This is a genomic window from Pseudomonas rosaeacicularis, from assembly GCF_057128745.1.
Genome location: NZ_JBSKHT010000014.1, coordinates 185,023 through 204,566, shown reverse-complemented (window position 1 = coordinate 204,566; position 19,544 = coordinate 185,023). Strand labels below are relative to the sequence as shown.

Annotated in this window: 19 protein-coding genes and 1 tRNA gene; 7 read left to right on the top strand and 13 right to left on the bottom strand. The window is 57.9% G+C overall.

The window, feature by feature from the left end; genetic code table 11:
- The first annotated feature begins 8 nt into the window (after positions 1-8).
- From ACWKWM_RS19385 to cysG, 4 genes are read left to right on the top strand one after another with little or no spacing between them, the layout of a single operon-like run.
- On the top strand, positions 9-1,331 hold the full coding sequence (locus ACWKWM_RS19385) for a replication-associated recombination protein A (protein ID WP_483847684.1): 1,323 nt from the start codon (positions 9-11) through the stop codon (positions 1,329-1,331).
- Entirely contained in the window at positions 1,331-1,705 is a 375-nt protein-coding gene (gene crcB / locus ACWKWM_RS19380) for a fluoride efflux transporter CrcB (RefSeq protein WP_483847683.1), read from the top strand. The genes ACWKWM_RS19385 and crcB overlap by 1 nt, the downstream gene beginning before the upstream one ends.
- A gap of 27 nt (positions 1,706-1,732) precedes the next feature.
- Entirely contained in the window at positions 1,733-3,013 is a 1,281-nt protein-coding gene (gene serS, locus ACWKWM_RS19375) for a serine--tRNA ligase (RefSeq protein WP_483847682.1), read from the top strand.
- The gene (cysG, locus tag ACWKWM_RS19370) at positions 3,014-4,408 is read left to right on the top strand and encodes a siroheme synthase CysG (RefSeq protein ID WP_483847681.1); all 1,395 of its coding nucleotides are present in this window, start codon (positions 3,014-3,016) and stop codon (positions 4,406-4,408) included.
- Between the two features lie 91 nt (positions 4,409-4,499).
- Here cysG and ACWKWM_RS19365 read toward each other — a convergent pair whose 3' ends face one another.
- From ACWKWM_RS19365 to ACWKWM_RS19335, 7 genes are all read right to left on the bottom strand, one after another.
- Positions 4,500-5,501 carry a glutathione S-transferase family protein gene (locus ACWKWM_RS19365; protein ID WP_483847680.1) on the bottom strand — a complete coding sequence of 334 codons (1,002 nt, stop codon included), beginning with the start codon at positions 5,499-5,501 and terminating at the stop codon, positions 4,500-4,502.
- A gap of 96 nt (positions 5,502-5,597) precedes the next feature.
- Complete coding sequence (locus ACWKWM_RS19360) at positions 5,598-6,599, bottom strand: glycosyl transferase family protein (protein ID WP_483847679.1); 1,002 nt, start codon at positions 6,597-6,599, stop codon at positions 5,598-5,600.
- Positions 6,596-6,931 (bottom strand): TusE/DsrC/DsvC family sulfur relay protein, encoded by a 336-nt coding sequence (locus tag ACWKWM_RS19355; RefSeq protein WP_483847678.1) that lies wholly within the window; start codon positions 6,929-6,931, stop codon positions 6,596-6,598. Before ACWKWM_RS19355 ends, ACWKWM_RS19360 begins: the two co-directional genes overlap by 4 nt.
- Positions 6,928-7,227, bottom strand: a complete 300-nt coding sequence (gene tusB / locus ACWKWM_RS19350; protein WP_483847677.1) for a sulfurtransferase complex subunit TusB — start codon at positions 7,225-7,227, stop codon at positions 6,928-6,930. The genes ACWKWM_RS19355 and tusB overlap by 4 nt, the downstream gene beginning before the upstream one ends.
- Positions 7,227-7,589: a sulfurtransferase complex subunit TusC gene (tusC, locus tag ACWKWM_RS19345; RefSeq protein ID WP_483847676.1), complete on the bottom strand. Its 363-nt coding sequence runs from the start codon at positions 7,587-7,589 to the stop codon at positions 7,227-7,229. The genes tusB and tusC overlap by 1 nt, the downstream gene beginning before the upstream one ends.
- Before the next feature lies 1 nt (position 7,590).
- Entirely contained in the window at positions 7,591-7,983 is a 393-nt protein-coding gene (gene tusD, locus ACWKWM_RS19340; protein ID WP_483847675.1) for a sulfurtransferase complex subunit TusD, read from the bottom strand.
- A 114-nt stretch (positions 7,984-8,097) separates the two neighbouring features.
- Positions 8,098-8,769, bottom strand: coding sequence for a Bax inhibitor-1/YccA family protein (locus ACWKWM_RS19335; RefSeq protein ID WP_483838747.1), 672 nt, complete (start codon positions 8,767-8,769; stop codon positions 8,098-8,100).
- A 141-nt stretch (positions 8,770-8,910) separates the two neighbouring features.
- On the opposite strand from ACWKWM_RS19335, the gene ACWKWM_RS19330 reads away from it, so the two are divergent.
- Positions 8,911-9,001 (top strand) — tRNA-Ser (locus ACWKWM_RS19330).
- 50 nt (positions 9,002-9,051) lie between these two features.
- Here ACWKWM_RS19330 and ACWKWM_RS19325 read toward each other — a convergent pair.
- From ACWKWM_RS19325 to ACWKWM_RS19310, 4 genes are all read right to left on the bottom strand, one after another.
- Positions 9,052-11,169: a putative bifunctional diguanylate cyclase/phosphodiesterase gene (locus ACWKWM_RS19325; protein WP_483847674.1), complete on the bottom strand. Its 2,118-nt coding sequence runs from the start codon at positions 11,167-11,169 to the stop codon at positions 9,052-9,054.
- 9 nt (positions 11,170-11,178) lie between these two features.
- Positions 11,179-11,568, bottom strand: a complete 390-nt coding sequence (locus ACWKWM_RS19320) for a response regulator (RefSeq protein WP_483847673.1) — start codon at positions 11,566-11,568, stop codon at positions 11,179-11,181.
- Positions 11,553-13,280, bottom strand: a complete 1,728-nt coding sequence (locus tag ACWKWM_RS19315; protein WP_483847672.1) for a PAS domain-containing sensor histidine kinase — start codon at positions 13,278-13,280, stop codon at positions 11,553-11,555. Before ACWKWM_RS19315 ends, ACWKWM_RS19320 begins: the two co-directional genes overlap by 16 nt.
- Before the next feature lie 272 nt (positions 13,281-13,552).
- Entirely contained in the window at positions 13,553-13,996 is a 444-nt protein-coding gene (locus ACWKWM_RS19310) for a hemerythrin domain-containing protein (RefSeq protein WP_483847671.1), read from the bottom strand.
- 272 nt (positions 13,997-14,268) lie between these two features.
- Here ACWKWM_RS19310 and ACWKWM_RS19305 point away from each other — a divergent pair, with 272 nt between their 5' ends.
- On the top strand, positions 14,269-15,615 hold the full coding sequence (locus ACWKWM_RS19305) for an MATE family efflux transporter (RefSeq protein WP_483847670.1): 1,347 nt from the start codon (positions 14,269-14,271) through the stop codon (positions 15,613-15,615).
- A gap of 35 nt (positions 15,616-15,650) precedes the next feature.
- Complete coding sequence (locus ACWKWM_RS19300; RefSeq protein WP_483847669.1) at positions 15,651-16,301, top strand: TetR/AcrR family transcriptional regulator; 651 nt, start codon at positions 15,651-15,653, stop codon at positions 16,299-16,301.
- An 18-nt stretch (positions 16,302-16,319) separates the two neighbouring features.
- Here ACWKWM_RS19300 and ACWKWM_RS19295 read toward each other — a convergent pair whose 3' ends face one another.
- On the bottom strand, positions 16,320-19,067 hold the full coding sequence (locus tag ACWKWM_RS19295; RefSeq protein ID WP_483847668.1) for a beta-glucosidase: 2,748 nt from the start codon (positions 19,065-19,067) through the stop codon (positions 16,320-16,322).
- A complete protein-coding gene (locus ACWKWM_RS19290) occupies positions 19,064-19,306 on the bottom strand; it encodes a hypothetical protein (RefSeq protein WP_483847667.1) in 243 nt (80 codons plus the stop codon). Before ACWKWM_RS19290 ends, ACWKWM_RS19295 begins: the two co-directional genes overlap by 4 nt.
- Between the last annotated feature and the right edge of the window lie 238 nt (positions 19,307-19,544).

The following is a 19,544-nucleotide window of genomic DNA, read 5'->3' as shown; positions in this document are numbered from 1 at the left end:
GTACGTCAATGGACCTGTTCAGCAGTGAACCGATCGCTCAACCCTTGGCCGCCCGCTTGCGTGCGACCAATCTGGATGAGTACGTCGGTCAGCAGCATTTGCTCGCTCACGGCAAACCTCTGCGTGAGGCGCTGGAGCAAGGCGTGCTGCATTCGATGATTTTCTGGGGGCCGCCGGGCGTGGGTAAAACCACGCTGGCAAGGCTTCTGGCGAAAGTCTCGGACGCTCACTTTGAAACAGTCTCGGCGGTGCTGGCAGGGGTCAAAGAGATCCGTCAGGCCGTTGAAACCGCCAAGCAGCAGGCCGGACAATACGGTCGCCGCACGATCCTGTTCGTCGACGAAGTGCACCGTTTCAACAAGTCGCAGCAGGATGCGTTTCTGCCCTACGTTGAAGACGGCACGCTGATCTTCATCGGCGCCACCACCGAAAACCCTTCTTTCGAGCTGAACAACGCGCTGCTGTCCCGGGCCCGTGTCTACGTACTCAAAAGCCTTGATGAAGTCGCCCTGCGCAAGTTGGTGGACCGTGCCCTCACTGAAGAGCGCGGTCTGGGCAAGCATCACCTGAGCCTGGGCGATGAAGGTTTCAAGATCCTGTTGGCCGCCGCTGACGGTGACGGCCGCCGCCTGCTCAACCTGCTGGAAAACGCCTCTGATCTGGCCGAAGACAACAGCGAGATCGACGTCGAGCTGTTGCAAAGTCTGCTGGGCGACAGTCGTCGGCGTTTCGATAAAGGCGGTGAAGCGTTCTACGATCAGATTTCCGCGCTGCACAAATCGATTCGCGGTTCCAATCCCGACGCCGCGCTGTACTGGTTCGCGCGGATGATCGATGGCGGCTGTGATCCGCTGTACCTGGCCCGCCGCGTGGTGCGCATGGCCAGTGAAGACATCGGCAATGCCGACCCGCGCGCGTTGCCATTGTGTATGTCGGCGTGGGATGTGCAGGAACGTCTCGGCAGTCCGGAAGGGGAGCTCGCGGTGGCGCAGGCGATTGTTTATCTGGCTTGTGCGCCGAAAAGCAACGCGGTGTACATGGGCTTCAAAATGGCGATGCGCGAGGCCACCGAGCACGGCTCGCTGGAAGTCCCGCTGCACTTGCGCAATGCGCCGACCAAACTCATGAAGCAGTTGGGTTACGGCGAAGAATACCGTTATGCCCACGACGAACCCGATGCGTATGCGGCCGGCGAAGACTACTTCCCGGACGAGCTGGAGCCGCGTCAGTATTACCAGCCGGTGCCCCGCGGCCTTGAATTAAAGATCGGCGAAAAACTCAGACATCTGGCCGCGCTGGACAGCGCCAGCCCTCGCAAGCGGAGAAAGTAGTGATTCCATTGATTGTTGCTGTGTCCATCGGCGGCGTGGCTGGTACATTATTGCGCTTTGCCACTGGCAATCTGGTGGTTGCCAACTGGCCGCGTTACTTCTATACGGCCACACTGGCCGTTAATATCGTCGGCTGCCTGTTGATCGGCGTGCTGTACGGGCTGTTTCTGATCCGCCCGGAAGTGCCTATCGAGATTCGCGCAGGCTTGATGGTCGGGTTTTTAGGCGGCCTGACGACTTTTTCTTCCTTTTCACTGGACACGATTCGTCTGCTGGAAAGCGGTCAGGCACCCCTTGCCATTGGCTATGCCCTGATCAGCGTACTGGGTGGGCTGCTCGCGACATGGGCTGGCCTGTCCCTGACCCGAATTTAATAAACGTTTAATCAACGAGAGAACGATATGCTCGATTCCAAACTGTTACGTACCCAGCTTCAGGACGTAGCGGATCGCCTGGCTTCCCGGGGTTTCACACTGGACGTGGCCCGCATCGAAGCGCTGGAAACCCAGCGCAAGACGGTGCAGACCCGCACCGAGCAGCTGCAGGCCGAGCGTAACGCGCGTTCCAAATCCATCGGTCAGGCCAAACAGCGCGGCGAAGACATCGCGCCGTTGATGGCCGACATCGACCGCATGGCTGAAGAACTGAGCACCGGCAAGAAAGAGCTGGACGCCATTCAGTCCGAACTCGACGCCATGCTGCTGAGCATGCCGAACCTGCCCCACGAATCGGTGCCGGTGGGTGCCGACGAAGACGAAAACGTTGAAGTGCGCACCTGGGGCACACCTGCGACTTTCGACTTCGAAGTCAAAGACCACGTGGCCTTGGGCGAAAAATACGGCTGGCTGGATTTCGAAACCGCCGCCAAATTGTCCGGCGCCCGTTTTGCTTTGCTGCGCGGCCCGATTGCCCGCCTTCATCGTGCGCTGGCTCAGTTCATGATCACGCTGCACATCAACGAGCACGGCTACGAAGAGGCTTACACCCCGTATCTGGTTCAAGCACCGGCGCTGCAAGGCACCGGGCAACTGCCGAAGTTCGAAGAAGACCTGTTCAAGATTTCCCGCGAAGGCGAAGCGGATCTGTATCTGATCCCGACGGCCGAAGTGTCGCTCACCAACATCGTGGCCGGTGAAATCCTCGACGCCAAGCTGCTGCCGATGAAGTTCGTCGCCCACACCCCGTGCTTCCGCAGCGAAGCCGGCGCGTCGGGTCGCGATACCCGCGGCATGATTCGTCAGCACCAATTCGACAAGGTCGAGATGGTGCAGATCGTCGAGCCTGACAAATCCATGGAAGCACTGGAAGGCCTGACCGGCAATGCCGAGCGCGTCCTGCAGCTGCTGGAATTGCCGTATCGCGTGTTGGCGCTGTGCACTGGCGACATGGGTTTCAGCGCGGTGAAAACCTACGACCTGGAAGTCTGGATTCCGAGCCAGGACAAATTCCGTGAGATTTCTTCGTGCTCCAACTGCGGTGATTTCCAGGCGCGTCGCATGCAGGCGCGCTGGCGCAACCCGGAAACCGGCAAGCCTGAGCTGGTTCACACGCTGAACGGCTCCGGTCTGGCGGTGGGTCGTACGCTGGTGGCCGTGCTGGAAAACTACCAGCAGGCTGACGGTTCGATCCGGGTGCCCGAGGTACTCAAGCCGTGGATGGGTGGGATCGAGGTCATCGGCTAAATGGAATTTCTGCCGCTGTTCCATAACCTTCGCGGCAGCCATGTGCTGGTCGTTGGCGGTGGCGAGATTGCCTTGCGCAAATCTCGCTTGCTGGCTGACGCCGGCGCAGTCCTTAAGGTCGTCGCGCCGCAGATTGGTCCGGAAGTGCGCGAGCTTATCCAAAGCAGCGGCGGTGAGCAGGTGTTGCGCGGTTATCTTGAATCTGACCTGGACGGCTGCGTTCTGGTGATTGCCGCCACCGATGATGAGACCCTGAATGCGCAGGTCTCTCACGATGCCCGCAAGCGCTGTGTGCCGGTCAACGTGGTCGATGCGCCTGCGCTGTGTAGCGTGATTTTCCCGGCGATCGTTGACCGTTCGCCATTGGTGATCGCGGTGTCCAGCGGCGGTGATGCGCCGGTCCTGGCGCGCTTGATTCGCGCCAAGATCGAAACCTGGATACCGCCGACTTACGGCCATCTGGCGGGGCTGGCGGCGCGGTTTCGGCATCAGATCAAAAATCTGTTTCCCAATGTCCAGCAGCGTCGGGCGTTTTGGGAAGAGGTGTTTCAGGGGCCGATTGCCGATCGTCAACTGGCCGGGCAGGGCGCCGAAGCCGAGCGCTTGTTGCAGGCCAAGATCGACGGAGACGCGCCCAGTGCGGCGGGCGAGGTTTATCTGGTCGGCGCGGGTCCGGGCGATCCGGATCTGCTGACGTTCAAGGCGCTGCGCCTGATGCAGCAGGCCGACGTAGTGCTATACGACCGCCTTGTAGCGCCAGCGATTCTCGAGTTGTGCCGTCGAGATGCTGACCGCGTCTACGTCGGTAAGCAGCGCGCCGATCACGCGTTGCCGCAGGATCAGATCAACCAGCAATTGGTGACACTGGCCAAGCAAGGCAAGCGTGTTTTGAGATTGAAAGGCGGTGATCCGTTCATTTTCGGACGCGGCGGCGAGGAGATCGAAGAGCTCGCGGCCCATGGCATTCCGTTTCAGGTGGTGCCGGGTATTACCGCCGCCAGCGGTTGCGCGGCATATGCCGGCATTCCGCTGACTCACCGCGACTATGCTCAGTCTGTAAGATTCGTCACTGGCCATTTGAAAAACAACACCACCGACCTACCGTGGAATGACCTCGTATCCCCCGGCCAAACGCTGGTGTTTTACATGGGGCTGATCGGTTTGCCGATCATCTGTGACGAGTTGATCAAACACGGACGCTCGGCAGATACGCCCGCGGCGCTGATACAGCAGGGTACAACGGTCAATCAGCGTGTATTCACTGGGACGCTCGCCAACCTGCCGCAACTGGTGGCGGAGCATGAAGTGCATGCGCCGACGCTGGTGATCGTAGGAGAAGTGGTCATGCTGCGCAAGAAACTGGCCTGGTTCGAAGGGGCTCAGGCCAGCGTTTGACTGCTTTAGTCTGTAGGAGCCAACTTGTTGGCGAGACTGCTCTGGTGGTGACCCATGAGACCGCTTCGCGAACAAGTTCGCTCCTACAGGGTTACGCGTTTCGCCAAATGCCTTGGCCACTCAACCGCTCGCGGTCATGGGGTGCATTCAAATCCTGCTCCGGCCCTTTCGGCACAATTCCCGTCGGATTGATCGTGCTGTGGCTGGCGTAGTAGTGATGCTTAATGTGGTAGAAATCAACCGTCTCCGCGACGCCCGACCATTGATACAGCTCACGCAGCCAATGGCTTAGGTTTGGGTAATCAGCAATCCTGCGCTGGTTGCACTTGAAGTGGCCGTGGTAGACCGCGTCGAACCGAACAATCGTCGTGAACAACCGAATATCCGCCTCGGTCAGGTATTCCCCGGTCAGGTAGCGTTTTTCGCCCAGCACCGTTTCCAGCTCATCAAGTTCGGCAAACACTTCATCGAACGCTTGCTCATAAGCGCCCTGTGAAGTGGCGAAACCGGCGCGATACACGCCATTATTAACGGCTGGATAAATACGATCGTTCAACTCATTGATCGACGATTGCAACGCGTCCGGGTACAAATCCAGATCGTTGCCAGTCAGGTCGTCAAACGCGGAATTGAACATGCGGATGATCTCCGCCGATTCGTTGCTGACGATTCGCTGCAGCTTTTTGTCCCAAAGCACAGGTACTGTTACGCGGCCGGTGTAGTTCGGGGTGTCGGCCAGGTAGCGCTGATAGAAGAATTGGTGACCGTCGAGAGCATCGCCGCTCGAGCCTTTCTCGGTGTCGAAGGTCCAGCCGTTTTCACGCATCAGCCAGCTGACCACGGAAACGTCGATCAGGTTTTCCAGACCTTTGAGCTTGCGATAGATCAGCGTGCGGTGCGCCCATGGGCAGGCGAGCGAGACGTACAAATGATAGCGCCCGGCCTCGGCCTTGAAGCCACCTTCACCGGACGGGCCTGGCCTGCCATCGGCAGTGATCCAGTTGCGGCGTTGTGCTTGTTCGCGCTGAAACGCCCCGTCTTTGCTGCTTTCGTACCACTGGTCTTGCCAGCGCCCTTCAACAAGAAGGCCCATGTCTGACTCCAAAGTTTGTGTACTTACGCACGTTGGAGAACAGTCTAAGGCCAATCGTTCTAACGAATAACGCAAAGGGTCGGGGCTAATGATCGGTTAAATTGATGCGTTCCGATTCAGCCAAAACTGCTCGGCTTTCACAAACGCCTCGTCACGGCTCAAGCCCAGGCCTTTGAGCGCCAGCGCCATGGTGGAAATCAACGCCAACTGCGGGTAGCTGTCCTGCACCTCACCTTTCCACAGCGCGACGAGATGCGCAGGATCGAGGGTTGCCGGCTTGACGTGTCGACGATCCGACAGCGCTGGCCATTCTTCATCCCACGGATGCCCATCAGTGGTTCCGTACAAATGGCTGATAGTGTCTGGATTGATCTCGACTTCGCCGCCATCCCCCTTCACCACGATCGCGTGATCGCCCAGCAAGCTGCTGGCATCCCGGTGTACGGCCTGATAGCCCGGGTGGAAAATGCTCTGCAGGCCGCAGCGAGCGCCCAGCGGGTTGAGAATTCGAGCCAGTGAGTGGATCGGCGAGCGCAGCCCCAAAGTATTGCGCAGATCGATCATGCGCTGAAGTTGCGGCGCCCAGTCCACCAGCGGGATAAACGCCAGATTGTGCTGCTCCAGTGCATTCCCCACCGCTTGCCAGTTTCGGCACAGCGGGATGCCCAGCAAGTCGAGCAATTGTTCGCTGTAAAGGCGGCCTGCGGTGTGGGCGCCGCCGCCATGCATCAATACCCGAACACCGTTTTGCGACAGGCATTTGGCGGCCAGCAGGTACCACGGCAGATGACGCTTTTTACCGGCATAGGTCGGCCAGTCGATGTCCACTGCAAGCGCCGGGGCATCGAGACGTTCGCGCACGGCCTCGGTGAAACCGGCCAGTTCCTCCGCGCTTTCCTCTTTATGACGCAAAAGCATCAGAAACGCGCCCAGTTGTGTGTCTTCGACCTTTTCGTCCAGCACCATGCCCATGGCTTCGCGAGCTTCTTCGCGGGTCATGTTGCGAGCGCCGCGCTTGCCTTTGCCAAGGATCCGCACAAAAGGGGCAAATGGGTGTTCGGCAGGCGTTTCGGTAACCAGGGCAGTCGGGATGTTCATAGGCAGTTGGTCGGCTTGGGCAGGCCCGCCAGCTTGGCGGCAAGTTTGGCGGGAGTGCCGTTGAACAGGCGATTTAGGTGCAGGCTGTTGCCTTTTTCGGTACCGAGCTTCAGCGCGGTGTACTTGACCAGTGGGCGGGTGGCGGGGGACAACTGGAATTCGGCATAGAACGCGCGCAGTAGCTCGAGGATTTCCCAGTGGTCTGCAGTCAGGACGATATCTTCTTCGAGGGCAAGGGACTCGGCCACAGGGTTCGACCAGTCGTTGAGGTCTTCAAGATAGCCGTCCTTGTCCAGCGCAATGGTGCGCCCGTCCACGATGAGTTGTTTCATAGCCAGGTGTTGACTCTGTCGTACTGGATAGAAAGCTCGACGAAGCCGGGGTAATCAACGGTTTTCACCCAGCGCGGAACGGGAATACTGCGGGCCTTGATGTCTTCATCGAGGGCGAACAGCGTCAGTTCACCGACCCGTGCTTCAAGCACTTTCAAGGGGGCGCTGGATTCGGTCAGCGCGTAAGTAGCGTCGCCGCACAGTAAAATAGCGTCATTGGCGCCCAGCAGGCGCAGGCAACTGGTGAGCCGGGTGTCGGCGAAAGGCGAGTGGGACAGTACGTGTAAGGTCGACATCAGATCGTGATTACCTGGTCGTAGCGGTCCATGAGCGCGCTCATTTCCTGGTCATAAACCAGCGTCAGTGGCTCGACATTCAATTCGTGAGGAAAGATGCCCCGGTCGCCCAGGCTGATGCCGCAGGCGTAGACGTCTTCGACGCCAAACATCGCCAGCGCTTTCAAATTGGCGATCAGGTCTTTCTGCTGCAACTGACTGGCGTCTTGCCGGGATGAGAGCTGAAACACCCCGTCGTCGAGAAACAACATGCCGATCGGCAAATCGAACGCGCCGCCGGCCAACGCTATATCCAGCGCCTCACGGGCACTCAGACCCGACCATGGCGCCTGGCGGGTGACGATCAAGAGAGACTTCGCCATGTCAGGGTCCTCCGAAGCAGATCAGTCGATCAGCCGATTGCACGGCATCGTGCAACTGGCCCAAACCGGACAAATCCCAAGTTGCGGGCAGATTTGCCGCAGGACGGCTGTAACGCTGGGCTTCCTCTTCATTTAGCACTCCACGGCGCAGGGCGGCCGCGATGCACACCACGCCATCGAGTTGATGTTCTGTCACGAACGCGCGCCACTGGGCGGCGATATCCTGTTCATCCTGAGGGGCCACAACATTGGCTGACGCGCTGTATACGCCGTCCTGGTAAAAGAACAGCCGCACGATTTCATGCCCGCCGGCCACGACGGCCCGGGCGAACAGCAGCGCGCGGCGCGAGGAGGGCGCGTGGGCGGCGGAATATAGGGCGATGGCGAACTTCATGGTTGGCTCTGTCGGCGGATGGGCACGGCTAATGGCGCAATGATAAAGAATTCACGATCCCGAGACAGCAAAAAGCCCGCCGAAGCGGGCTTTTTGTTGATACGCGGTCGGTGATCAGTCGTCGCGGCTCATGATGCCGAATATCTGCAACAAGCTGATGAACAGGTTGTAGATCGAAACATACAGGCTGATCGTGGCCATGATGTAGTTGCGCTCGCCGCCCTGAATGATGGCGCTGGTCTGGAACAATATCGCTGCCGAGGAGAACAGCACGAAACCTGCGCTGATCGCCAGTTGCAGGCCGCTGATCTGGAAGAACAGGCTGACCAGCACTGCACCCATCAGGACAAAGAAGCCAGCGGTGATGAAACCACCGAGGAAGCTCATGTCCTTGCGGGTGATCAGTACGTAAGCCGACAAACCACCGAATACCAATGCGGTCATGGCGAATGCGGAGCTGACGACTTCCGCGCCGCCCTGCATGCCGAGGTAGCGGTTCAGGATCGGGCCAAGGATGAAGCCCATGAAGCCGGTGAGGGCGAAGGTCGAAACGATACCCCAAGCCGAATCACGGAGTTTGTTCGTGAGGAAGAACAGACCGTAGAAACCGATCAGCACCACGAACACGTTGGGATAACGGACGTTCATTTGCTGAGCTACGAAGGCCATGACACCACTGAAAACCAGGGTCAGGGCCAAAAGACCGTAAGTGTTGCGCAGGACGCGGCTAACCTCTAGCTGCTCGACCTGCACGCTGTTGTTGACTGCGTAATCCTGTTCGCGCATGGCGCTACTCCTGGTGGTTGAAATGTGAAGTTGCAAAGATCATAACAGAGCGCTTGCCATGGGGTAGTCGCAGAGTTTGACAGCGTGTTTCATTCGGGTATTATGGCGCCCGCAACGCACTGGCCTGCTTGGCTAGCGCACGGGGAATTGGCAGAGTGGTTGAATGCACCGGTCTTGAAAACCGGCGAACGTTAATAGCGTTTCTAGGGTTCGAATCCCTAGTTCCCCGCCAAACAGAAGTACGAAAAAGGGCTGAGCTAATCCTCAGCCCTTTTTTTGTGCTCAGCATTTGGCGCATTCCACCTTGTCCAGCAGCGTTTCGAGTTCTGGCAGCGCAAGCGGCTTGCTGAACAGATACCCCTGACCGTGATCGCAACCCTGTTCCTTGAGCAGCGCCCACTGCTCTTTGGTTTCGACGCCCTCGGCAATCACCTGAAGATTAAGGCTGTGCGCCAGCTCAATGATTGTTCGGGTAATGGCTGCATCTTGAGGGTTGCTCGTCACTTCGCGGACGAACGCGATGTCGATCTTCAGTTTGTCGATGGGAAACCTGCGCAGGTAGGCAAGGCTGGAATATCCCGTACCAAAGTCATCGATAGAGATTTTCACGCCCAGCGTGCGCAGCCGTTGCAGGCTGGCTATGGTGTGCGCGGTGTTCTCCATCAGCGAGCTTTCTGTCAGCTCAACTTCCAGCCAACGCGCTTCGATGCCGTTATCCTCGAGCGCCTGGCTGATGTCGGCGATAAGATCGCCTTCGATGATCTGTTGACCCGACACGTTCACAGCGACCTCCAGCGGCGGCAGGCCGGCACGCTGCCAGTGGGAGATCTGCTTGCACACAGTCGCAATCACCCATTGGCCAACGCGTGAGATCAACCCCATGCTTTCGAGCATTGGCACAAACACCGCCGGGGAAACATTGGGCAGGCCAGCCCGTGGCCAGCGCAGCAATGCTTCCAGCCCACAGACCTGGCCGTCGCTTAATCTGAATTTGGGTTGATAGAACAGTTGAAATGCCTGGTCGTGCACCGCCTGGCGCAAGGCGCTTTCCATTTCCAGCCGTGCCAGCACATCGGCATTCATCTGTGCGGTATAAAACCGATAGGTGTTGCGTCCGACCTGTTTGGCACGGTTCATCGCTGTGTTGGCGTATTTGGTCAGCACATGCGCATCAAATCCATCATCGGGGTAGAGCGAAATCCCGATGCTGGCGGTCATCGAGGTTTCGTGACCGCCGAGCTTGTACGGCTTCTGCAGCACCTCACGGATGTTGTCGATCATTTCCTGGGTGCCGCGTTGCCCCTCGCGCACCATCAGGATCAGCGCGAACTCGTCACCGTCCATTCGGCCTAGTGTGTCGCTGACGTCCAGACAATGGCCCAGCCGTTGGCTCAACTCGACCAGCATCTGATCACCGATCAAATGGCCCCAGGTCTCGTTGACCATCTTGAAATCGTCCAGGTCCACCGTGACCACGGCCAGTTGCCAGCCACTGATCGCCGCCTGGGTCAGGCCCATTTGCAGCGTGGTGTAGAACAGATTGCGATTGGGCAACCCGGTCAGGGTGTCGTAGTGCGCCATTTTAAGCAGGCGCTGGTCAGCTTCCTTGCGATAGGTGATGTCGCGCACGATGCCGACGATGATCCAGTCATCGCCCGTCTTGTAGGCCTGCCGGTGAATCTCTACCGGTACGTGACTGCCGTCCTTGCGGCGGATACGGCTTTCAACGGGCTCGATAGGGCCTTTACCGGCGATGATCTGATCGTAGAGCACTTCAAGCTCGGCAATCGAGGCGTCGCTCAGCTCGGCCAGGCTCAAGCGCAGAAGTTCGTCAGGTGGGTAGCCCATGACGGTGCACGCGGTCCGGTTGAATTCAATCAGTGTCATGGTGGTACGGTTTATCAGGAAGATCGAGTCCTCCGAGGCATCCATCGCGGAGCGGAAGCGTTCCAGGTCGATGGTCCGCTGCTGCAGCTGTTCCTCAATGATCAGGCTCCGGCTTTTCAGATAATCGCCGAAGGCCTTGAGCCGCAACAGGTTGCGCACCCGCAGGCACAACTCTGCGGTCTCCACCGGTTTGCTGAGAAACTCCTCGGCGCCTGCTTCAAGCCCTGCCACACGGGCGCTGTGTTCGCCCAGTGCGGTCAGCATGATGATCGGAATGTTCGCCGTGATTTTGCTCGCCTTGAGCCGGCGCGCGACTTCATAGCCGTCCATCCCCGGCATCATCACGTCCAGCAGGATCAAATCAGGTGGATCGTCCTCGACCATGTCCAAGGCCTGTTCCCCGGAACGGGCAATGAGCGTCTGATATCCCTGATTTTTCAGCACCAGGCTCAGCAGTTTCAGAACGTGCGCTTCGTCGTCGACGATCAACAGTGTGGCGGGGGTATCTGACATAGCACGAACTCAGGCAATGGGGCGCGAGGGCAGAGTGTTTTCCAGCAACGTATCAATCACCCGGTACAGCTCCTGATAACGCAGGGGCTTGACGATGTAGGCGTCACAGCCGGCAAGACGGGTTTTTTCTTCGTCTTCTTTCATGGCCATTGCGGTGAGGGCGATCACCGGGATCGCCGCCGTCTGCACGTTCGATTTCAACAGCGAAGTGGCCGCCAGCCCGTCCATGCCTGGCAACTGAATGTCCATCAGGATCAACTGGGGTTGGCGTTCGCGCGCAATCGCAAGGCCGGTTTCGGCGTCTGCGGCGCATAACACGCTGTGGCCCGCGTTGTTCAACAGCAAGCACGCCAGGCGCATGTTGGCCGCGTTGTCTTCGACGATCAGGATATTGGCCACACAGCCTCCTTCCCGACTGGGCGCAGGGGCAGCCAGGCGACAAAACGGGCTCCGGAGCCTTTACGGCTGGACACCGCGACGCTGCCGCCATGCAGTTCGGTCAATTGCTTGACCAGCGCCAAACCCAGGCCTGTTCCATCAAATTTGCGCGCCAGGCTGCTGTCGATCTGGCTGAAGGCCTTGAACAACTTGCTCATGTCCTCCTCGTCGATACCGATGCCATCATCGCTGACGCTTAATTCGAGAAACTGCGAATAGTTGCTGGGTGGGACTGCAAAGCTGTGCACGGGCCAGTCGCCCGGGATATGTCCAACCTGATCTCGCGCCACCGGTCGCACGGCCAGTGTCACCGATCCGTCCTGCTGGCTGAATTTCACGGCATTGGAAAGCAGGTTGTAGACGATTTGCTTGGTCTTGCGCAGGTCCAGTTCAAGCTCGCCAAAATCAGTGTCGGTTTCCAGCTTCAGCTGAATGCGCTGCCCGGCAGCCTTTTCGCGGACGATCAACAAGCTGTTGCTCAAAAGACTCGCGAGCTCCACAGGTTCCAGTTCCAGCGCCATCATTCCGGCTTCGACCTTGGACAGGTCGAGGATGTCGTTGATCAGCGAGAGCAGATGCTGGCCGCTGGTGAATATGTCGGTGATGTATTCGCGCTGGGGCTCACTCAGGGGGCCGACCATTCCGTCCTTGAGTACCTCGGAGAAGCCGATCACGGCGTTGAGCGGGGTGCGCAACTCATGGGACATGGTCGCCAGAAACTCGGACTTCATGTTGCTGGCGCGTTCGAGTTCGATGTTCTTCTCTTCCAGGGTGCGCTCGAAGCGTTTGCGCTCGGTGACGTCCCTGGCAGCGGCAAACACCCCTTGCAGCTTGCGGTCGCGGTCGTGGAAAGTGGCTGCGTTGTAGGACACCACGGTCTCAGTGCCGTCATAGGCGCGTACGGTAAGTTCGTAATCGCTGACCTTGTGCTCGCTGAGCACGCGTTTGATAGCGGCTTCGGCACGCGCAGGATCGGTGAAGAAGTTTTTGCAGGGCGCCCCGATCAGCTCGTCACGGGTACGGCCGGTCAGCGCCATCATCTGTTTGTTAACGTCCGAGATGATCCCCTGAGGGTCCGTCATCATCAGCGCGTCGATGTTCGATTCGATCAGCGAGCGCGTATAGAACTGTTGATCACGCAAGCGTTGATCGAGCAGGGCTTGAGCGGCTTCTTCCTGTTTGCGGGCGGTGTTGTCGGTGCCGATCAACAGGTAGCCGATGATGGTTTCAGCACTGTCGCGCAACGAAGTCACGGATACCATCGCTGACAGGCGGCTGCCATCCTTGCGGATGTAGGTCAGCTCATAAATGTCTTCGATGCCGCGCGACGCTTTGAACACCAGAGCCTCAAAGCCCGGTGTGATTTCCGTGTTGAGTTCCAGACTGAGGGCCGCAGCGCGCGTGATCAGCTCGGCAGGATCGGAAATGTCCGCCGGGGTCACCCGATTGACGACGTCTTCGGACAAGTAACCGAGCATGCGTTCGGCGCCCACGTTGAAAATCTGGATAACGCCTTTTTCGTCAGTGGCAATGCTGGAGAAGTAAGCGCTGTTGAAAATAGCGTCTTGCAGAGCCCCTGTTTTGAGCAAGGTTTTCTGGCGTCGAAACTCAACAATCTTTTCAGCGCGGGACTGGGGCTCGACGGGTGGACTATTTATCGGCTGTTTGTCCATGGCTCGGATTACCGGTGGCTCGCAAGACTGCTCGCGATAAGTGGGGTTGCCGCATGCTCACGGATAATCGTAGGGAAGAAGTCGAACCAGGTTGACCCTACCAGACTAATGCAAATGAATGGCCTTGAGCCATGACCATCGATCGAAAATCTGTAGGTCCTTCCCGGAAAATACGTTGTTAACATTAATGTTTCCGCAAAAAAAAGGCGGCGTTAAATGACGCCGCCTTCATTAGAGCTAATCCATTTGGATGTACTGACAGTATGGGCTTTTTAGCTGTCCGCTAATTGCTCTTCGTATTCCTTCACATAATCACCAGCCAGTGACTCTTTCTGCTTGTCATCGAGCAGTTTGCCAGCCATTTGGAAAAATTTCTGTTCTTCTTCTTTGAGATGGTGATGAACCTTCTCCGACAGCTTCTTGGCAGTGGCTAACCAAGCCGGGCTCGACATCTCGGTCTCGTCCAGCTCTTCCATCATCTCGTCCATCTCATGATGTTCGGAGATGGCGTGACGGCTCAGGTCGACACCGTTGTCGTATTGCATCAACGGAATGTAAAAGTAGCGTTCTTCGGCGGTTTCGTGGGCTTGCAGCTCAGCCTTCAGCTGTTTATAGGCATCTACACGCTCCGCGCTGTCGCCATGGGTCTGGATGAGGGCGTCGGCATAGCCGCGCTGCCGCTCGTGGCTTTCTCGCAACGCTTCGAAAATGTTCAACGGCAATCCTCCTGATGGCCTTCTGGATTAGAAGTGCTAATGGCTAGACACCTGCGGCAGACGCAGGGTTCAAGAAGTCGCTGACCAGTGATCACTCGATTGCCAGTTCGCTACCCTGCGCCAACGTCCACCGGCGCGCGTGCGAGAGGCTAAGCGTCGGACCAGCGCCCGCTAATCGCCTTGGCCTCAGGCTCTATAGGCAGCTAGAATCGCCGCCTTGCCGAGTAATGACGCCTTTTCAAGCGCAGCTTCGGTCCAGCCCGGAAACAGTCATGGCAAACGCACGCGCGAAGTTCACCGAAGGTTCGGTGGCGCGCCACATTCTAGTAATGACCAGCACAAGTGCCTTGAGCCTGCTTGCGGTGTTTCTGGTGGATATCCTCACGCTCGTCTATGTCGCCAGGCTCCATGATCCTGTGCTGCTGGCGGCGGTCGGCATTGCGAAGGTGTTGATCTTCTTCAACGGCGCGATTGCCAGCGGCCTGATTATCGCGGCCGCCTCTGTGCTTTCGGAGCGCATCAACGAGCGCGAGACGCAAGGCTTCGCCCGGTTCGCCGGGAGCTTGATGGTGATGGTGATGATCGCGTCCGGACTGACAGCCGCCGTGCAATTGGCGGTGATATTCCCGGTGACTCATTTGCTGGGCGCCGACGACATCACTTACCCGGCGGCGCGCAGCTTCATCTGGCTGACCTTGCCTTTTACCGTGGCGCAGTCGGCGATGCAGATGTCCGCGCAAATCCTGCGAACCACCGGTGACAGCCGTCGGGCGCTGTGGGTCGTGCTATCCGGCGCCGTCACGCTGGCGGTTGCCGATCCATTGTTCATCTTCGTGTTCGGCCTGGGGCTCAAGGGGGCAGGGCTTGCGTACGCGCTGTCGGCCGTGGTCTCGGCATCGCTGGGCGTGTTCTGGCTGCGTGGTCGGGTAGGCTTGCTGTTTTCAACTGATCGGGCGCTGCTGCGAGAGCACATGCGGTTAACATTCAAAATCGCGTTGCCGGCGATCATCGCCAGTCTGGCGACGCCCGTTGGCCTGGCGTATCTGTTTTCGTCGCTGGCTGCTTACGGGACATCGACCCTGGCCGCGATGGCGGTGGTGGACCGAGTGATGCAGTTTTCGTACTGCGCTTTTTTCGCTCTGCCCAGCGCGCTGGCCCCGGTACTGGGGCAAAACATCGGCGCGCGGCGGGATGATCGTGTCGGTGCGGCAATCATCTTTACGCGACGGCTGGTGGTCGTCTATGGTCTGGCGGTCTGGGTGGTATTGATCCTGTCGAGCGGGTTTATCGCAGATCTGTGTGAGCTAGAAGGAGCAGGCCGCACGATGTTCATTGCGTTCTGCCAGTTTGGCGGCGGTTTGTGGACAGTCATCGGGCTGGATTTCGTGGCAATCTCGGTCTTCGTTACGATGGGCCGTTCGTGGCTGGTGGCTGCGTTCGGCTGGGCCCGGGCCACGCTGGGGACGGTGCCATTCATTTATGTGGGCAGCCATTTTTTCGGCGGCAGCGCAGCGTTGCCCAGCATGTTTACCGGCAATGCCGTGATTGCAATAATCTCTATATTTACCGCATCCCTGACCGCGCACCGGTATTTTCAACGCAGGGCTCTGCCTGCCTGAATCAGGGGCATCACACTTCTACGCTACGGATCTTTATGTCAGACGATGAATCAGGGACTGAATCAGTCGAAGTCGCATCGCCCAAGCGTCGCAAGGCGCCTAAAGGTGAAATGCGAAGAGCGGCTTTGCTGGATGCTGCAACGGTAATCTTCGCACGGGACGGATACTCGAATTCGTCCATGAAAGATGTCGCGATTCTGGCGGGTATCACGACGGTAGGCTTGCTGCATCACTTCCCCAACAAAGGGGCACTTCTTGATGCGCTTCTGGAGCGCCGGGATCAGCGGGTAATTTCCAGATTCAATGACCTGACGATGGAGATGACTCTTGATGGGTTCATCAAGTTTCTCCGGCTGAGCATGGGGTTCAGTGTGATAGATGCGGCAGAGTGTCAGGCAGCGCTTTTGCTTAATACCGAGAGTCTCTCGGCTGGGCATCCGGCATGGTCCTGGCACAAAGAGCGGTTTGATATGACCCACCGTCATGCTCAGAATCATTTGAAGTTATTGGTACAGGCGGGTGAGATCCGGGCCGATGTTGACGTAGCGGCGTTGGCCCAGGAAATCTTTTCGGTCATGGACGGCTTGCAGATCCAGTGGCTCAGAAGCCCGGCGGATGTGAATGTCAAAGCCGTCTTCGATATCTACCTGCGCCGCTTGCAGGCGGACATTCAAGCTCGTCCATGAGCTTGAGTCCTTCTTCGCTTAGTAAGTCTGTGCCGTCGTCACTTGTACTGCTTTACGCAATGGTACGGGCAGCGGGTTGCTGTCGCGGGTAGTGAGATGTTCCGGGAACAGCGTGATCAGAGTGCGATCAAGCGGCAATGTCTCGGAGTCCGGACCGACCAGGATCTTGAACTTGCCAGCATCGACATCCCAGCTGTCGGTCCTCTCGACGTAATAGGCCAATGAGCGAGAATCGATCGGAATGCTGACAGTCTTGCTTTCGCCGGGCTGCAGGTAAACCTTGGTAAAGCCCTTGAGCTCTTTTTCCGGGCGGTCGACTGCTGGGGTAACCGGATGCACGTACAGCTGTGCCACTTCAAATCCTGCTTTATCGCCGGTGTTGGTCACTTTGAACTTGACGTCGATGGTGCTGCCAGGCGCGAGCACGTTGGTCGACAGTTTCAGATCGCTGTAGTCAAACGTGGTGTACGAAAGCCCGAAGCCGAAAGGATACAGCGGCTTGGCGTGCTTCTTGTCGTAGCCGCGGTAGCCCAGGTAAATACCTTCGCTGTAGTTCATCACGGTCAACGCGTTGTCACCCAGGTACTGCTTGGGATCGGAATAGGACGGATAGCTCGGGTTGTCCTGGATTTTTTTATCGATGGTGATAGGCAGTTTGCCCGACGGGTTGACCTTGCCGAACAGAATCTCGGCAATCGCCTGACCGCCTTGCTGACCTGGGAACCAGGCATGCAGGCTGGCGCCGACTTTGTTGGCCCACGGTTGCATGTCCATCGCGCCGCCGCTGTGCATGACCACAACGGTGTTCGGATTGGCCTTGGTCGCGTAGGTGATCATGTCCGATTGGTACTCGGGCAACGCGTAATCGTGGTCGTTGGATTCGCCCTCGTTTTCGAAGTTGCTGCCGGCAGCGATGACCACGGCGTCATACTTGGACAGATCTTTTGGCGGACGCAACGACGCCCAGCTCATCTGCACCCCGTTCAGCCCACCCAGAACCGGCGTGAAGTTGCCTTGAAGGCGACGATATTCCAGTTTTACGGTGTATTGCTTACCCGCTTTGAGCTGAGCAGTCTTACCCGAGGTGACCAAGGCGTTGATCAAGTCGAAAGACTTCTCCGTGCCATCATTTTCCAGTACCAACTCGTTATTTACCCAGAGCTTGAATGCGCCATCGGCCCGCACCTTGAACACCTGCTCGCCGGAAATGGTCGGCTTGATGGTGGAGGTGAAACGAGCAGAGAAAGCGCCCGGAGTGGTACTGAAACCGGAAACGGCTGTGGCGCCGCTGTCGGTGACGTTGGTGTTGGTAGTCCAGTTCAGGTTTACACCCGGCTCGACTCGCGTGAGGGTGGGCGAACCTGCCAGTTCAGTGTTGGAAAAGTACTCGGCCTTGACACCGCTATTGCTGACGTTGTTGTCACCCTGGCTTGGCTGATACCAGACAGCGGCGTTGGGGTTAAGGCTCATCTCGCGCAGGTATTCTACGTTTGAGGGCTTGGACGCCAACTGCTGCAATCCGCTTAGCTCGGTCACGTAAGTGTTGGCCGGTGAATTTGGTGTGCCAAACGGGGACGTTGGAGGCTGAAACGCCAAGTCGCCAATGACTGCGATTTTAGCGGTCCGCGCCAGAGGTAGCAGAGCACTGCCGCTGGATGTCTTCTCGTTGCGCAGCAGGACAATCGATTCTCGAGCCATGTTCAGCGATGCGCGCATGCCGTATTCAGGATGCTCGAGTGTCTGAGCCTTGTTTATCTGCTTATCGAAGCCGTAGCTCACAAGGCCGCGCAGGTTGCGCTTCACCTTGTCATCGATCACGTTCTGAGTGAGCTGGCCGCTCCACAGATACGGCAACAGCTTGGCTTCGGTAAATTGCAGGCCAGAAGGCATGTCAATGTCGGTGCCGGCCCAAGCGCCTTTGAACGCATCCTGTACCGAGTTGAAGTCGCTCATCACGAAGCCCTGAAAGCCCCATTCGCCTTTGAGCACATCGGTCAGCAAGTGATGGTTCTCGCAGGCGTAATCGCCGTTGATTTTGTTGTATCCGCACATGATCGAGGCCACGTTGGCGTTCTTGACCAGCGACTCGAAGCCAGGCAGATAAAGCTCACGCAGCGTGCGCTCGTCGGCGCGAATGTCGACGTAGTGACGATTGGCTTCTTGCTCGTTTGCCAGGAAGTGTTTGCCGGCAGCCTGAATGCCTTGCGCCTGGATGCCGTTGGCAATTGCAGGGCCCATGACAGCGCCGAGGAACGGATCTTCACCGCTCACGTATTCGGCAGAGCGGCCGCCGAAGGGGGTGCGATACAAGTTGACGCCTGGAGACAGCATTTGCTGACCGCCGGAAATCCGCGTCTCGTAACCGATCGCAAGACCGAACTCTTTGGCGCGATTGATGCTCCAGGTAGCAGCCAGCGCTGACTGCGCCGGGTACTGAGCCCCAAACGTTGCGCCGTTGACGTGTACACCCATCGATGAGTCGTAGGCTACGGTCCCTTCCATGCCCCATTTGCTCAGGCGCGGAATCATGTGGCCGTCATCCACACGCGTGAAATTGATCTTTTCCGACGTATTCATGTTATCCAGCACAGAGCTGACGCGGGCTTCGACGTCGTTACCCGTGGCTGGCGTTACGGCGGCGAGCGCCAGATTGGCCTGCACGATGCTGAAGGTCAGCAGGCTCAAGCCCAGGGTGTGTTTGAAGGCTGACAAGGCATGTGTCCTTTTGGCTGATGTGCTCAGGCTTTGAAGGCGGGCAGGGGTCATGGTCGGTTCACCTGCGCAGGCGCGTCGCCGGTGTCCACGGGTGTATCCAGCAGGCTGGACGCACCTTTTTGCGCGGATGCTCCGAGCGTCGCGGCACCAGACAATTGATCGCGTTTGGCCTCGATCTGCTGCCGAACCACTTGTGCCGAAGAGTCAGTATTGGTCGTGGAAGTTGAGTCCGCGGCGAGGGCGGGTAAACATTGCGCGCATAGAAGTACTGCGCCTATTACAGGCGGCATGAATCGCATCATCGATACGGTCTCGATAGTAAGGGAATGTTGATAGATCAGCCGTCGCAGGTTAAATCCTGGAAGCGGACCGAGGTTAAGTCTGGATGATTACTTAAAAGTTCAATACCTACAAATGCGCTCAAAGAAACACACGTAGTTTTTCGTGAAAGGGGGTCTTTGCATGAGATTTGAACGGGTGGCGAAACGCCCTGTTCTTGAGCTAAAGCTTTTATAAATGCAAATTATT

Excerpts from the sequence above, each read along its gene's own strand:
- tusD (WP_483847675.1), bottom strand. The coding sequence starts at position 7,983 with ATGAAGTTCGCCATCGCCCTATATTCCGCCGCCCACGCGCCCTCCTCG.
- ACWKWM_RS19365 (WP_483847680.1), bottom strand. The coding sequence starts at position 5,501 with ATGGGCCTTCTTGTTGAAGGGCGCTGGCAAGACCAGTGGTACGAAAGC.
- ACWKWM_RS19385 (WP_483847684.1), top strand. The coding sequence starts at position 9 with ATGGACCTGTTCAGCAGTGAACCGATCGCTCAACCCTTGGCCGCCCGC.
- ACWKWM_RS19305 (WP_483847670.1), top strand. The coding sequence starts at position 14,269 with ATGGCAAACGCACGCGCGAAGTTCACCGAAGGTTCGGTGGCGCGCCAC.
- ACWKWM_RS19335 (WP_483838747.1), bottom strand. The coding sequence starts at position 8,769 with ATGCGCGAACAGGATTACGCAGTCAACAACAGCGTGCAGGTCGAGCAG.
- ACWKWM_RS19300 (WP_483847669.1), top strand. The coding sequence starts at position 15,651 with ATGTCAGACGATGAATCAGGGACTGAATCAGTCGAAGTCGCATCGCCC.
- ACWKWM_RS19295 (WP_483847668.1), bottom strand. The coding sequence starts at position 19,067 with ATGACCCCTGCCCGCCTTCAAAGCCTGAGCACATCAGCCAAAAGGACA.
- serS (WP_483847682.1), top strand. The coding sequence starts at position 1,733 with ATGCTCGATTCCAAACTGTTACGTACCCAGCTTCAGGACGTAGCGGAT.
- ACWKWM_RS19315 (WP_483847672.1), bottom strand. The coding sequence starts at position 13,280 with ATGGACAAACAGCCGATAAATAGTCCACCCGTCGAGCCCCAGTCCCGC.
- ACWKWM_RS19325 (WP_483847674.1), bottom strand. The coding sequence starts at position 11,169 with ATGTCAGATACCCCCGCCACACTGTTGATCGTCGACGACGAAGCGCAC.
- ACWKWM_RS19355 (WP_483847678.1), bottom strand. The coding sequence starts at position 6,931 with ATGAAACAACTCATCGTGGACGGGCGCACCATTGCGCTGGACAAGGAC.
- ACWKWM_RS19360 (WP_483847679.1), bottom strand. The coding sequence starts at position 6,599 with ATGAACATCCCGACTGCCCTGGTTACCGAAACGCCTGCCGAACACCCA.
- tusC (WP_483847676.1), bottom strand. The coding sequence starts at position 7,589 with ATGGCGAAGTCTCTCTTGATCGTCACCCGCCAGGCGCCATGGTCGGGT.
- tusB (WP_483847677.1), bottom strand. The coding sequence starts at position 7,227 with ATGTCGACCTTACACGTACTGTCCCACTCGCCTTTCGCCGACACCCGG.
- cysG (WP_483847681.1), top strand. The coding sequence starts at position 3,014 with ATGGAATTTCTGCCGCTGTTCCATAACCTTCGCGGCAGCCATGTGCTG.
- ACWKWM_RS19290 (WP_483847667.1), bottom strand. The coding sequence starts at position 19,306 with ATGCCGCCTGTAATAGGCGCAGTACTTCTATGCGCGCAATGTTTACCC.